This window comes from Shewanella electrodiphila, from assembly GCF_023283985.1.
Classification (GTDB): domain Bacteria; phylum Pseudomonadota; class Gammaproteobacteria; order Enterobacterales; family Shewanellaceae; genus Shewanella; species Shewanella electrodiphila.
The window spans coordinates 88,749-104,014 of sequence record NZ_JAKIKU010000002.1; the positions used below are offsets into that span (position 1 = coordinate 88,749).

The following is a 15,266-nucleotide window of genomic DNA, read 5'->3' on the forward strand; positions in this document are numbered from 1 at the left end:
TAGACAGGGCATCCATGAGTATGGATGTCCTGTTTGTTTATTATCGAGATTGTATATTATCGAGATTGTTTATGGCTGAGAATGTTTGCGACACAGCGTGATTATAGCTATGACTCCCAATAAGGCTTATCACCATAATACTTGAGGAAATAATCAATAAAGGCGCGTACTTTTGGTGCTAATAATCGTGAGCTCGGATATACAGCCCAAATAGCGGTGTCAGAGTGAACCGGATAATCTTTTAATACTTGCACAAGCTGGCCATTGTTTAATGCTTTGTAAGCACACCAAATCGAGCAAATCGTTAAGCCTCCACCATCGATACATGCATCTCTTACTGACTCACCATTATCAATCCTGATGGTACTTTGAGGTTTGATTTTTTGAACGCCTTCTGGGGTATCAAAATCCCAATGATCGATGCCAATCAATTTAATGGTTTGATGATTAACAATGTCACTAGGCGTTTTAGGCTCACCAAATTGCTTTATATAGTCAGGAGATGCACAAATGATTCGTTTATCAGTTGCGAGCTTTCTGGCGATTAAAGTTGAGTCAGTTAACGATGCATTTCTAATGGCGATATCAAAGCCGCCTTCAACCATATCAACGATGCTGTCGCTTTGTCTCAGATCCACCTTGAGTTGCGGGTGAGCTTTTACGAACTCTTTAAGTGCGGGCACAATATGCATCCGCCCAAATGATGATGGCGCAGTGATCCTGATTGTTCCTTGGGGTGTAAAACTGCCTACTCCAACAGAGGCTTTAGCACTATCGACAGCATTAAGCACTTCTTCAGCATGAGGTAAAAACTCTCTTCCTTCTTCGGTTAACGACACCTTTCGAGTGGTTCTATGGATGAGCTTTATGCCTAAAGACTCTTCTAGTTTATTTAAATGCATACTGGCCACAGCGGGCGATAGCCCAAGGTCGTTACCAGCCATACTGATGTTTTGAGTTGATGCTACGCGTACAAAGAGTCTGAGGTGATCATTGTTCATCGTTGTTACTCATGATTAGTTGACAATAGGTTTTGCTAATAGCTCTTATTAATAGTTTAGCTGATTATTAATAAATAATTAAAACTGATTCAATAACTGAGCCTATTATCAATAATTACTTTTGTAAATATACTCTGTTCATCTAATAAACAGGCCGTATATAACAGGCTTTGCCTAACAGACAGTACCTAACAAAAAGTACATAACGTATATAAAAGAGAGCAAATTATGAAAGCAATGATTCTTAATGAGTTTGGCGCAAGTGATGTTTTTATGGCTGCAGAGTTAGCAAAGCCTCAAGTAAAACCTGGACACGTTGTTGTAAAAGTTGCTGCTACCAGTGTCAACACGGTAGACATGATGATCCGTCAAATGGGTGAAGATTTAGCGCCGCTATCTCCTGCATTACCTGGTGTGTTAGGTATGGATTTCGCTGGTGTTATTGAATCCGTTGGTGAAGGGGTTACTCAATTCTCTGTTGGTGACCAAGTTTACGGCTGTGCTGGTGGTCTTGCCGACATTCAAGGTGCGCTAGCTGAATTTATGCTTGCTGATGCACAACTGATTGCCCACAAACCAAAAACGATTTCAATGCGTGAAGCTGCCGCGCTCCCTCTTGTGGGGATTACCGCTTATGAAGGCTTAGTTAGAGCAAATACTGGCGCAGGCCAAAAAGTGTTAGTGCATGGCGGGGCAGGCGGCGTAGGTCATATTGCTATTCAACTGGCTAAATATTTGGGTAGTGACGTTTTTGCAACGGGTACAGGTGAAGCACAAGCTAAGTTAATTGAAAAGCTAGGTGCTAAATCAATTGATTATACCGCTGAAACGGTTGCTGAATATGTAGCGACTCACACAGCGGGTGCAGGTTTTGATGTGGTATATGACTCAATTGGCGGCGCAAACTTGCTTAACTCGTTTGAAGCAGCGGCATTAAATGGTCAAATTTCAACGACAGTATCAATGGCTGAGATTGACTTAACAACGGCTCACTTTAAAGGGTTATCATTGAATGTAGTCTTTATGCTAATTCCAATGTTATACAACCACAAACGTAACAAGCATGGTGAGATATTGGCTAAATTGGCAGAAATTGTCGATGCTGGTCATTTAACCCCAGTTGTTGATGAGCCAGCGTTTGTTTTAGCTGACATCGGTAAAGCACATGATCGTTTAGCCAGTGGTCAAGCAATGGGTAAAGTGGTTGTATCGGTATAATTTAGCAACCTAGTGACACTCATTTTTTGTATAGAGCAATTGTAAAAAGTTGCTGTAAATAGCAAGCGTAAAAAGCAGCAGTGAAGTCGATAAAATTGGGAGCCCAATATAGGCTCCCATTGTTTTTGAAATTACTTGCTTACTATTTTTACTCTCTTGTTTATTCGTTTTTTTAAAAGTGATTTTTATTACGTAGAGTGCGCTTTACCTTATTTATTTTCCCTAGAGCTACTAGTAAATGAGTTCATTAACCTCTTCTCAATTTAAAGCCTTATTCGATCAAACATTGCCAATGTTGGTCGGCTTACTTGCAATAATGGGCAGCCAATTAATTGATAGTGCTTTTATCGGTCAATTAGGCGATGAACCTTTGGTTATCGTTGGCTTTTCAATTCCTATTTATCAATTGATTGTTGGTGTACAAGTGGGTATTGGCATTGCCGCAACAGCCTGTATGTCTACCGCCATTGGTGAAAATAAAATCCGTTATGCCCGATTTTTGAGTGCGATTATTCTCACTATGGGCAGCGTTCTATTATTGCTGCTATGTGGTTTACTGTGGCTTTTTCAACAAGAGGTCGTTACAGCGTTAGGTGGTGATGCCTCAATATTCAATCAGTTAAGAAACTACTGGCTGCCTTGGTTAATCAGTTGTTGGTTAGGGGCAATATTGTATTTTGGTTACAGCATTAGCCGCGCATTTGGAGACACTAACATTCCTGGAAATGTGATGGTAATAACCAGCATTATCAATATCGTGTTAGACCCTATTTTTATCTTTACCTTTGATATGGGGATGTCTGGTGCGGCTTGGGCAAGCTGTGTCGCTTTTGCTATTGGCTTAATCATCATATTCAACTCAATAAAAGATAAGCATTTTATAGCGCTACCTACCAAGTTAAATGTCATAAAAATGGGGGTGAGCTCCATCAGTAAATTTACCGCACCAGCAATGGTTAGCCAATTTATTCCGCCTGTTTCAGCTATCGTGGTCACCGCCTTAGTGGCAACGTTTGGTCATGCTGCAATTGCTTCTTGGGGCTTAGCAAGCCGTGTTGAATACCTATTAATTATTCTGATATTGGCGATGACCATGGCGCTCCCGCCGATGATTGGCAAGCTGAAAGGGCAAAAAAATTACACTGAAATTAACGCATTGGTAAAAACGGCCGTCAGTGTCATTTTAGGTTTTCAATTGCTATTAGCATTATTGTTTATTCTTGCGGCGGAGCCCGTTTCGGCTTTACTAACCACTGATGACGGCATTAGCGCCTTGTTATCGCAATACCTTGCTTTAGTCCCGATAAGTTATGGCGCATTGGGCGTTTGCATGATTTGTGTATCTGCCAGTAACGCTATTGGCTTACCCAGCTTTGCATTAGCTATATCGTTAATTAGATTGTTAGCTTGTTACTTACCGTTAGTCTGGTTAGGCGCAGAGTTTCACGGCTTTAAAGGTGTATTAATTGGTGCAACAGTCGGTAATTTTTTAGCCGGCTTTACAAGCTGGCAATTGTTTAAAAGACAACTTGGTAAAGTGGCTAAAACTAATGAGTCATTTAAGTTGTCTGTGGCTCAATGAGTCAACTTCAGGCCTTGTTGTGGCCTCAAAGCCCGATAAAGTTACTGCTGTAGAGTTTAAGCTTGTTTCAATCAATATACTTACCTTACTCGGACAATCCTTGCTGGGAATCAAGCTTCCAACTTCATTTGAATTGATGAATTTTACTAATTAGTTTTCTCCGCCCCAATGATCCTGCTTTGGGGCCCTCCTGACACATCCAAGTACCCCATATGGAATATTGTTTATTCCATATGGAATAAGGCCTTTTGACGACATGTATCGAGTTATAATTTATTTATTCTTATTTTTCGGACTGTTACATGAGCAAAAAACTACGTGGCTTTACTTTAATTGAGCTTGTTGTCGTAATTATTATTTTAGGTATTTTAGCGGTATATGCAGCGCCTAAATTTATCAACCTTCAACGCGATGCACGTATTAGTGCTTTAAATGGTCTAAAAGGCGCAATTCATTCTAACGATTCGCTATATTTTGCTGCAGCAGCAATAGAAGGTGAAGAAAAATCACCTGATTATGATACTCCTGAAGGGATATCGCTAGTCTACGGCATTGTGCATGAAAGTGGTGCAGATATGTGGAACAATCAGGCTGAATCAATGGATTTAGATAAGACTGAATGGGCGGGTGGTCAAGGTGTAAGCCCAGATATTGCATATGTGATTACGTTTGCTAATAATATGGAACCTGAAGAAGATTTTGTCACGCCAAGAGCGCTAACATCCTGTTATTTAAGATATAGTGTTTCAGTTGACTCTACACAGCAAGTAGCGACTAAAACATTAACTCTAGTCGATGATGACTGTTAAATTAGCCTAACTGTAAATTGGGCAAAGGCTTATATCATCGCATTCTTCCAGCATGAGTTACCGAGAGGGATAACACAATCCTCTCTGCTGATTCTAAGCCTAGCCCTAATCCTAATCCTAACCCTAAACATTAGTTGTTTAGCCTGAGTCGTTATGGTCAGGATCTGATCCAATGACTCTCAATTTTTTACGGTATTAATGGCTGAGAAAGTCGTGGCGCTTCGCCCATACTAGACGAAAGGAAAACAACAACATTTCCCTTTTCGCTTCTTGCATCAAACGTCTTGCCGTCCCCATTGATATAGCATTCACCTCATTGGGTTCGACCTAATTTGAATTGATGAGTTTTAGATTAAGTTGCTCTTGCCAATCACTCTACCCACTTACTTTCAACTTATTTACTTTAAAGTTTTCTTTATTAATTGGAAACAAAATCATTGCTTTAGGAGTTATTTTAGGTGCGGTAGTTAGCATTGAATAGATTGTAAAACAAGGATTTAAAGGCTTTTGACTTGAATTAAGCCTTTCCACAACCAATATATAATTTAAGCATAAACAAACAGGTGGAAGTATGTTTAAAAGGGTTATGGAAAAACTGCAAAGGTCATCGATTGAATCCGACCTTAAACCGTTTAAGAGAACGTTGACACAAATAGACTCCTTCAGCGAGACATTGAAATCGCTTTGTGATGATGAACTCAAAGCACAGCTACAATCACTGTGTGCTTCTATTTCCCCGCCAATGAATATACCCACTCAAGTTAAAATTTTTGCTTTTGTGTCAGAAATATCAAACAGACTATTAGGCATGAGGCCCTTCGATAGCCAAATGTTGGCAGGGTTAGCATTACATGACGGTTATATTGTCGATATGAAAACCGGGGAAGGTAAAACATTGGCCGCAGCTGCCCCCGTTATTGTTAACGCATTAGCTGGCCGCAAAGTTCACGTACTCACCTTTAATGACTATCTGGCTAAACGAGACAGTCACTTTTTACAGCCCCTCTATCATTTTTTTGGTTTGAGCGTGGATATGATCCAAGCTGGCATGTCGGGTAAACAACGCAAAAAAGCTCATGCCTGCGACATTGTTTATGCCACAGCCCGAGAAGTTGGCTTTGATTACTTACGTGATCAGTTGGTGCACTATAAACAGCAAAAAGTATTGTCGGGATTAGATGTTGCCATTGTTGATGAAGCCGATTCGATTCTGATTGACGAAGCCCGTATTCCTCTGGTTATTTCAGGTGATATCCACCAAAACAATGATCAACTGACGCACATTGCGACGGTAATTAAACAATTAGACAAAACAAACGATTATGCGGTCGATGAATTTAGCACCTCTGTTCATTTGACAGAAAGCGGTAGTCGTAAAATAGAGCAACAATTTGGCTGTGAAAACCTATTTGATATCGATAATTTGCCCTTGCTGACCAGCGTCAATCTAGCACTGCACGTCGAGGTTTTGCTGGTCAAAGACATAGATTACATAGTTAAAGACAACAGCATCAAACTGGTTGATGAATTCACCGGCAGAATTGCAGAAAAGCATCGCTGGCCCGATGGTATGCAATCGGCATTGGAATCTAAAGAAGGTCTGCCAGTCAAAAAGGAAGGTCAAACCCTAGGTTCAATCACCTTGCAACATTTGATGTGTTTGTTTAAGAAAGTGAGCGGCATGACCGGCACAGCAGTGTTGGCAGCGCAAGATTTTGAGCAGTTATACCGATTAAAAACCTGTGTTATTCCTCCACGTAAACCCTGCATTAGAATAGACAAGCCAGATCGGGTGTTCAGTACAAAAGCCGAAAAAATTATTGCCATTTGCAATGAAATATCCTTGATTCAACGTACAGGGCAACCTGTTTTGGTGGGCACGCCCAATGTCCGTGAGTCTGAAAACTTATATGCTTTGTTAGTCGAAAAAGGGATTGAGTGTTGTCTGCTCAATGCCAAAAATGATGAGCAGGAAGCTCAAATAATTGCTCAGGCGGGTGCTTTGGGGGCCGTTACCATCTGTACCAACTTGGCCGGACGCGGCACAGATATTTTACTGGGGGCAAAAGACACTGCAAGTAATATACAAGTAAAAAAGGCTGGTGGCCTGCATATTATCGGCACTAGCCGATTTGAGTCGAGACGGATAGATGATCAATTGCGGGGGCGGGCGGCAAGACAAGGCGAGCCGGGGTCTTCGCAATATTTTGTCAGCCTTGAAGACAAATTATTTAATCACTTGGGGCAGGGTGGCTTGTTGTCTGGCAAAAGTGACACTGGGGAGTTGCTATCTAATGCCCGTATCAGCAAAAAAATTGCCCACGGCCAGCGAGTGCTAGAAGGCGCGGATCTTGATAGACGCAAAGCGTTATACAAATACAGTGATTTGGTTGAACAACAAAGGCAAATGATCCACCAATTACGGAATGACATTTTACTGGGGGAAGGGGCTGAGCAGTTTAAAAGCAAAGTCACACCGCGTTGGCAAAGTCTCAGTACAGTCGTGAGTGATGAAAAGCTCAATGAAGCCCTGAATATTGTAGTTATGCACGCCATCGACAAACTATGGGTCCAGCATTTGTCTGAGATTGACTATATCAAAGAAGGTATTAATTTAGTGGGGACAGCGGGCACCAGTTTCATGTTAAGTGGTAACGAGCCTTACCATGTGTTTGTCCAGCAAGTGCAGCAAGTTTTTGAACAATTATTGGCAGAATTAAAAACGGTGGTGGTTGATTTGTTCAATAACCTTGCCATAGACGAAAACGGCATTAATCCCAACAGTGAATTATTTGCAATGACAAAATCGACCTCATCTTATGTGGTCGCTGATAATCCGTTTGACGCTGTAGACAGACAGTTTATAGCCAGTATATGGAAGAAGTTGAAGTTAGCATAAAATTTATTGGAGGTAGAGTAACTAACTCATTTTTTGGGAACATGTTGGGGCAAATGAATATTTTGCGTAAGAATATACAAACTCAAACACCGCTGCACTCTCCAATATTCCCATTTCAATTTGCGATTAAGTCCAGAATTCAGATAATAACTGCGACTCACTTATTATCTGTGACCCACTTATTAAAAGCAGTGACATTACTTTTTACAATGGGTGGCGTGTTAAGTTATGCTGCTTTTCCCGCAATCTCCAGTTAAACAAACTCTTTGGAAACAGCATTTATGCTTCTAAATTGGTACCACTGCAACCCGCATATCAACAACGAACACACAATAAAGCTGATAACGGGAAGCAGAAGCAATGAGATTAATGGGTCTGCTAAATTAAGTAACATCATTAAATCCATTTATTAGTCCTCATTACTGACTAATGCTGTATCTGGCTCAGTTACTGATTCAGTCAACTCAAGAGAAGAACTCAGTTCAAATAGTTGCTCTGCGATGTGACTTTGCAGATTCAAAGTAATTTCTTGTTTCGCAGTTTGTAGCATTTCTGTGGTTGCTTCAGTAAAACGTGTTTCTAATGCACTTACGACATCAGCACTACTCAATTCATTCGCTTGAGCGCCAACACTTGCTGTTGCAATCACGGCAATTAACGCTAATTTTTTAAATGTACGGTTAGTTTTTGTAGATGCTGAGCGAGCTACTAAATTTGTATTTGAGCTTGAGTTAAACATGGTGTCTTCCTTTTCAATTATGGGGTACACCTAGGTTATTACAAACTGCGTGCCAAGTTTTTAAATGAACGCTTAAGTGACTGATTCAAAGTGGTTTTAAATGGTTTTGGTCAAAAGAATATCAAAAGTAAATCAAATGATATTCATTTTATTTCTGTGTGATAAATAAACAATTAGTCATTTTAACCACCTAAGTAGTGAGTTTAGCTAACCCTTAATTAGCAAACCGAAAATACAAAAAATAGCTTAATCAGTGGTGATATTATCAGGGGAGAAAGTGACATCTGCAGGAGGCCGACTTTGATGCATTTTTTAACACCATCCCAAATGACTTCAAAATATGTTTGGTCAGAGTTTGTCCCCACTTATTTTGGCCTTACGGCCAAGGTAAGTCGTGGCGCTTCGCCCACACCCGACCAAGAGGGGGAACAACAGCAATCCCCCTCTTGGATCACCCATGCCGCCCCGACGAAGTGTTATTCCTTGTGCTAATTTAAGTTAATTGACTACCGCCTCAGATTCGCCATCCATGGCTCAACTGAGGCTATCTCGGCATCTATGCCGAGCTCACGTCAATTCACTTAACGCACTCGGACACTTCCAACGGGGGAATCATCCAGCGTCTGACTTTATTTGATAATTGTCGTAAGGGAGAGTAAGTAATGGCTGAATTAAAATAAATCGGAAATGCAATCTTTTTTAATATAAAAACGATCGTTCGCTGAATATTGTGTCGAACAAAATTTCCATTTTTTTGTTTAGAATTTCACCACAAATAAAAACTTAAAGATGAATTTAAGGTTGCAGGTTAGCTCTTACTAACTTGTTTCAGCACACATAAGTTATCCACAGGTTTTGCCACGAATCTTGCTTGCAAAATCGCGCCAACCTCACTATCTTGGATATAAATCAATGGATTGATACTAGATATAGTGGGTGTTTAAGATTTAGCATTATGTGTAAACGAAGATATGGATATCGAAAAGGGAGTGATGAATTACCGCGGCAACGGTAATCCACCACATTGCAATTAACCAAGGGGTCAATTACTTTTCTTTCTTATCAATAAACGGATTACCGTTAAAGATAACTTACAATATAGTCAGTTGCCAAGTAAAGTAGTTTTTGCCCCTCCAAATTATAAGGAGGAACAATGAAAAGCAACAAAGCTAAAGATATTCATGTGGTAGTACACCATATACATCATCACATGATTTCATTTAAGTGGTTTGAAAATAGCCGCTTTTCAGTTGTTTTGATCGCTTCGATGCAGTTTATCGAAATGCTCATCAGTAACTTACCTTGGTAAGAAGGACGCCCCTTAAATGGGGCGTTTTTATAGATATATTAGAAAATATTTAGGTAAAAGTTCAGCTATTTTCGTTAAAATTAGTAGGATCATAGTATCCCTTTAAGCATTCTCAGTTATCAAATAAAAATACCGTGTAGGCATCAAGGTTTTCTTTAATGATAGGGCTGTTTACACGTATTGTAGTCACAAATAAGACTAAATCGAAGAGATAGAATATCAGGTGTAAGCGCGGCTGTGACCGTCCATGACATGGACGTCATGGCCGAGCTTTCAGGGATGAACTTGCAGCGTGTCACAGCTGTGCTTGCACGAAAGCCTGCGGCAGGCAATTGATAACCATGAAGGTGCGATTTTAGAATAATAGCCGATACCTCAAAGGCTAAACGTTAGGCATAAAAAATGTGGCTCATAGGCCACATTTTTAATCCAAACGAAGTTTGGAATCCTAACAAAGAGTAATCAGTGATTACTCAACATCACTCTCTACTCAGGATCATAGTCCAAAACCGGTGCCAACCATCTTTCCGCTTCTTCCATGCTCATGCCTTTACGCTTGGCATAATCCTCAACTTGATCGCGGCCAATATTCGTCACCCCAAAGTAGCGTGATTTCGGATGGGCAAAGTACCAGCCTGATACTGCGGCGGTTGGGAACATGGCATAGCTTTCAGTGATATTAAGGTCGATAGTTTCATCGGGCTTAAGTAAATCCCACAATAAGCCTTTTTCAGTATGATCAGGACATGCTGGGTAACCTGGCGCTGGGCGAATTCCTTTGTATTTTTCACGAATAAGCGCTTCGTTATCTAATATTTCATCGGCAGCGTAACCCCAAAACTCTTTACGGACGCGTTCATGCATACGTTCGGCAAAGGCTTCGGCTAAACGGTCGGCTAGGCACTTAAGCATAATGGCGTTGTAGTCATCATGGTTCGCTTCAAAACGCTCGACATGTTCATCAATACCGTGACCTGCGGTGACAGCAAAGCCACCCATGTAATCGGCAACGCCAGAGTCTTTTGGCGCAACAAAATCTGATAAACAGAAGTTGTCATTACCGACACGCTCAAGCTGCATACGCAGGTGATGGGTGGTCATTTCAACTTCGGTGCGTGTTTCATCAGTGTATAGCTCAATGTCGTCGTGGTTGACGGTGTTGGCTGGGAATAAGCCCATAACCGCTTTTGCGGTGAGCCACTTTTCACTGATGATGGTTTTAAGCATGGCTTTACCATCGGCGTATAGTTTGCGGGCTTCTTCACCTACAATCTTGTCGTCTAAAATATCAGGGTAACGGCCATGTAATTCCCAACTTCTGAAGAATGGCGTCCAGTCGATGCGATCAACTAAGTCTTCAAGTGGGTAATCATCAAAGACCTGACGACCTAATACATTCGGGGTAAACGGCGTGTAGTTGTCCCAGTCATGCTGGCAACGATTCTCGCGCGCTGCCTCAATGGGTATGATGGTTTTACGTTTGGTTTGCGATAAGCGTTTTTCACGCATCACATCGTATTCATTATAGGCTTCATCAATGGTGGCTTGACGGGTTTCATTATTAATCAGTTTTGACACCATAGGTACGGCGCGTGAGGCGTCGGCAATGTAAATTGCCCCAGTGGGTGAGTGTGGCGCAATTTTAACGGCGGTATGAATTTTTGAGCAAGTCGCGCCGCCAATAATCGATGGAATGGTTAAACCTGCTTTATGGAAGGCTTTAACGTTATGCACCATTTCATCAAGGCTTGGGGTGATAAGGCCTGACATGCCAATGATATCAACGTTTTCAGCTACCGCGACTTCAATGATTTTATCAACGGGCACCATCACGCCTAAATCGATCACTTCGTAACCGTTACAGGCCAGTACCACGCCGACAATATTTTTACCAATATCGTGCACGTCGCCTTTCACTGTGACCATTAAGATTTTGCCGTTTGATTGGCCTTCGACTTTTTCGGCTTCAATGTAAGGGTTAAGGTAAGCAACCGCCTTTTTCATCACTCGCGCTGATTTCACCACTTGCGGCAGGAACATTTTACCAGCGCCAAATAGGTCGCCGACCACGTTCATGCCGTTCATTAACGAGCCTTCAATTACATCCAGTGGTCTGGTGGCGAGTAGGCGTGCTTCTTCAGTGTCTTGGTCGATAAATTCAGTAATGCCTTTCACTAATGCGTGTGAAAGTCGTTGCTCCACAGGCCAGCTTCGCCAAGCTAAATCTTCTTTTTTAGCCACTTGTTTACCGTCACCACGAAAGCGTTCAGCAACATCGAGTAACTGTTCAGTATTGCTCGAGTCAGCGACGGGGCAAGGTAGGTTTTGCACCACATTTTCGACTTTTTGCTTTAAATCTGGGTCAATATCATCGTATATAGCTAACTGACCCGCGTTAACAATCCCCATGTCCATACCGGCTTGAATCGCATGGTATAAAAACACTGCGTGGATCGCTTCACGTACTGGGTTGTTACCACGAAACGAGAACGAGACGTTTGATACACCGCCTGAAATCATTGCATAAGGCAGGGTGGCTTTAATGTCTTTAATCGACTCGATAAAGTCGACTGCGTAATTGTCATGCTCTTCAATACCCGTAGCAATGGCGAAGATATTCGGGTCAAAAATAATGTCTTCAGGTGGAAAGCCAACTACATCGACTAAAACGCGATAAGCACGGGTACAGATTTCAGTTTTACGAGCGCGGGTATCGGCTTGGCCGTCTTCATCAAAGGCCATTACGATGGCTGCAGCGCCATAACGCTTCACTAAGGTCGCTTGTTTGATAAAGGCTTCTTCGCCTTCTTTCATCGAAATAGAGTTAACGATCGACTTGCCTTGAACGCACTTAAGGCCAGCTTCAATCACTTCCCATTTTGATGAGTCAATCATGATAGGGACACGAGAAATATCAGGCTCAGAGGCGATTAAGTTTAAAAACTTTTTCATCGACTCGGCGCCATCGAGCATGCCTTCATCCATGTTGACGTCGATGATTTGCGCGCCGTTTTCGACTTGTTCACGCACCACATCGAGTGCTTCTTCAAACTTTTCTTCTTTGATTAAGCGTAGGAACTTAGCTGAACCTGTGACGTTGGCACGTTCGCCCACGTTAACAAATAATGAGTTGCCATCAATGGTTAATGGCTCAAGTCCTGAAAGGCGACAAGCTACTGGGATCTCAGGCAGTTTACGTGGGTCGTGATTTATCACAGACTCACGAATGGTATTAATATGCTCAGGCGTACTACCACAACAGCCACCGACAATATTGAGCATGCCATCGGCCGCCCAATCTTGAATCACTTCAGCCATTTCTTCTGGGGTTTCATCATAACCACCAAACTCGTTTGGTAGACCCGCATTAGGGTGCGCAGAGACAAAACATTCTGCAATACGTGATAATTCTTCAACGTAAGGGCGCAGCTCTTTAGGGCCTAATGCACAGTTAAGACCGATTGAAAGCGGCTTAATGTGGCGCAATGAGTTATAAAAACCTTCGGTTGTTTGTCCTGTGAGTGTACGGCCTGACGCATCGGTAATGGTGCCCGATATCATCACGGGTAAGCGGTCGCCCAAGTTATCGAAGACTTTTTCAATGGCAAATAAAGCGGCTTTGGCGTTTAAGGTATCAAAGATGGTTTCGACCATGATGATATCCGCGCCGCCTTCAATTAAGGCGCTGGTGGATTCAACATACGCATCGACCAGTTCATCAAAACTGACATTACGAAAGCTTGGATCGTTTACATCTGGGCTGATAGAACAGGTACGGTTTGTCGGGCCTAAAACACCAGCAACATAACGTGGCGTGCCTGTTTGCGCTGCCACTTCATCAGCTGCTTCACGTGCAACGCGAGCACCTTCTAAGTTCATTTCAGCCGATAGCGACTGCATGTCGTAGTCGGCCATGGCGATAGTAGTGGCATTAAAGGTATTGGTTTCGATAATGTCGGCGCCAGCCAACATGTATTTGGTGTGAATGTCTTTAATGATTTGACGTTGGCTTAGGATCAACATGTCGTTGTTGCCTTTTACGTCGCAATGCCAGTCTTTAAAGCGCTCGCCACGATAATCAGCTTCTTCCAATTTGTAGTCTTGGATCATGGTCCCCATGGCACCATCAAGGATTACAATGCGCTCATTTAGCGTATTGGTAAGTTGCTCAAGAACCTGACTGTAGGAAGTCGACTTCGTCATAACTGATTACCTTTATTACTTATTAGTTGGTGCTATTGGCCAGCAATATGATGATGAGGCAGTGCGATTAACGCTCATTAGCATACCTTTATTGATTTGATAAAAGGCGCTGACAAGTGAAAAATCCCTGCAAAAATATTCATCATCAAGATTTGTTTGGACATTTAAACGTATAGACGTCCATAATACGTTTAAATAGATTGTAAGAGCAAGCGCATTACACAAGTAAGCTGGACGCTAGATTAAATTCAGTGTCTATGAAATCTTTATAATCGTCAGAAGTGAATGATTTACGCTTGATAATGGCTGGCTGTTAGCTGAGTGCATGCTTGAACTGAATGAAGGCACGAAACAGAATGAGGGCACTAAGCAGAGTGAATTGAGCTGAGTTGCACTGAATTGAGTTGCACTGAACTGAACTGAGTTGAACTGAACGAAACGAAACAAGGGTGAAGCGTTAATATGCAACAAGCCAAAATGATATTACTGCGTCATGGTCAGTGCGAAGGTGGCAATATTTTACGTGGTAAAACCGATGTTGCGCTTACGCCTTTGGGCGTGGCCACCATGGAGGCTAGCGTAAAAAAATTAGGCGGGGCTTTGCAGGCTGCTCCGCTAACGATATACAGCTCTCCTTTAATACGCTGCCAGCAATTTGCCCAAAATTTAGTCGCTGATATAAATCAAAACCGCAGCTTCAGCCAACAACTTAATGCTAATGAACCTGTTAACAAGCGTGAGGTTGATTGCCAAACCAGCTTGTTAGCTGAAGTAATACAGATGCCGCAATTTCAAGAAGTAGATTTTGGTGATTGGGATGGGCAAACGTTTGATGCTTTATACCAACATGACGGCCAAGCTGTAGATCGTTATTGGACTAACCCTTGGAAGCATACGCCACCTAATGGCGAAACGATGCTTGAGTTTGAAGCTAGAGTCACTAATGGACTCGCCGAGGTGTCTGGTCAACTTGCGGCTCAGTTATCAAGTTTGAAGCAATTAAATGAACAGGTTTCAGCTGAATCAAGCCTTGCTTCAGCGCCTGAGCCTGAGCCTGATTCTGATTCTGATACTGACTTTGATAATGGCACTGCTACTGAGAATGAGAAAGCGACTGCTTTGATTGTCACCCATGGCGGCGTGATCCGCTGCATCATGAGTCATATTTTAGGGCTTGAACAATGCGCTGGTTTGTATTCACAGCTGGCGATAGATTACGGCGCCACAGTGGTGATTGATGTTTATTGGCCAGAACTGGCAGTAACTAAACAGTCAGTTAACTGTGCTTCTGAAATTGAATCGATGCAATCAATGACAAAACCTGCGGACAGTAAACCCGTCTACCGATTACATTGGCCGAGTTAAATTAATCACCTGCAAAACTTGTGCAGCTAAATCACTAAAAGATTATCGTTAAAAGGTCATAAACTCGGTGAGATATATCGTACAATAGTGCGAGAACAGTTTAACCGCTTGCAAGCCAAGCACTTAATAATCACTGTTTGT

10 protein-coding genes are annotated in these 15,266 nt (G+C 42.1%); 7 read left to right on the top strand and 3 right to left on the bottom strand.

Annotated features, from left to right (window positions below):
- Positions 1–107: 107 nt before the first annotated feature.
- Positions 108–1,001: a LysR family transcriptional regulator gene (locus L2737_RS03965; protein ID WP_248954866.1), complete on the bottom strand. Its 894-nt coding sequence runs from the start codon at positions 999–1,001 to the stop codon at positions 108–110.
- A gap of 228 nt (positions 1,002–1,229) precedes the next feature.
- On the opposite strand from L2737_RS03965, the gene L2737_RS03970 reads away from it, so the two are divergent.
- From L2737_RS03970 to L2737_RS03990, 5 genes are all read left to right on the top strand, one after another.
- The gene (locus L2737_RS03970; protein WP_248954867.1) at positions 1,230–2,219 is read left to right on the top strand and encodes a zinc-dependent alcohol dehydrogenase family protein; all 990 of its coding nucleotides are present in this window, start codon (positions 1,230–1,232) and stop codon (positions 2,217–2,219) included.
- Between the two features lie 238 nt (positions 2,220–2,457).
- Positions 2,458–3,801, top strand: a complete 1,344-nt coding sequence (locus L2737_RS03975; protein WP_248954868.1) for an MATE family efflux transporter — start codon at positions 2,458–2,460, stop codon at positions 3,799–3,801.
- A 302-nt stretch (positions 3,802–4,103) separates the two neighbouring features.
- The gene (locus tag L2737_RS22295; RefSeq protein ID WP_283108250.1) at positions 4,104–4,610 is read left to right on the top strand and encodes a type II secretion system protein; all 507 of its coding nucleotides are present in this window, start codon (positions 4,104–4,106) and stop codon (positions 4,608–4,610) included.
- 571 nt (positions 4,611–5,181) lie between these two features.
- The gene (gene secA2, locus L2737_RS03985) at positions 5,182–7,509 is read left to right on the top strand and encodes an accessory Sec system translocase SecA2 (RefSeq protein WP_248954869.1); all 2,328 of its coding nucleotides are present in this window, start codon (positions 5,182–5,184) and stop codon (positions 7,507–7,509) included.
- Positions 7,485–7,766, top strand: coding sequence for a hypothetical protein (locus L2737_RS03990; protein WP_248954870.1), 282 nt, complete (start codon positions 7,485–7,487; stop codon positions 7,764–7,766). The genes secA2 and L2737_RS03990 overlap by 25 nt, the downstream gene beginning before the upstream one ends.
- A 152-nt stretch (positions 7,767–7,918) precedes the next feature.
- Here L2737_RS03990 and L2737_RS03995 read toward each other — a convergent pair whose 3' ends face one another.
- A complete protein-coding gene (locus L2737_RS03995; RefSeq protein WP_248954871.1) occupies positions 7,919–8,248 on the bottom strand; it encodes a hypothetical protein in 330 nt (109 codons plus the stop codon).
- Positions 8,249–9,401: 1,153 nt separating this feature from the next.
- On the opposite strand from L2737_RS03995, the gene L2737_RS04000 reads away from it, so the two are divergent.
- Positions 9,402–9,557: a hypothetical protein gene (locus L2737_RS04000; RefSeq protein WP_248954872.1), complete on the top strand. Its 156-nt coding sequence runs from the start codon at positions 9,402–9,404 to the stop codon at positions 9,555–9,557.
- Between the two features lie 486 nt (positions 9,558–10,043).
- On the opposite strand, the gene metH is transcribed toward L2737_RS04000, so the two are convergent.
- A complete protein-coding gene (metH, locus tag L2737_RS04005; RefSeq protein ID WP_248954873.1) occupies positions 10,044–13,760 on the bottom strand; it encodes a methionine synthase in 3,717 nt (1,238 codons plus the stop codon).
- Positions 13,761–14,222: 462 nt separating this feature from the next.
- Between metH and L2737_RS04010 the strand changes: the two genes are divergently transcribed.
- Positions 14,223–15,125, top strand: a complete 903-nt coding sequence (locus L2737_RS04010) for a histidine phosphatase family protein (RefSeq protein ID WP_248954874.1) — start codon at positions 14,223–14,225, stop codon at positions 15,123–15,125.
- The last annotated feature ends 141 nt before the right edge of the window (positions 15,126–15,266 follow it).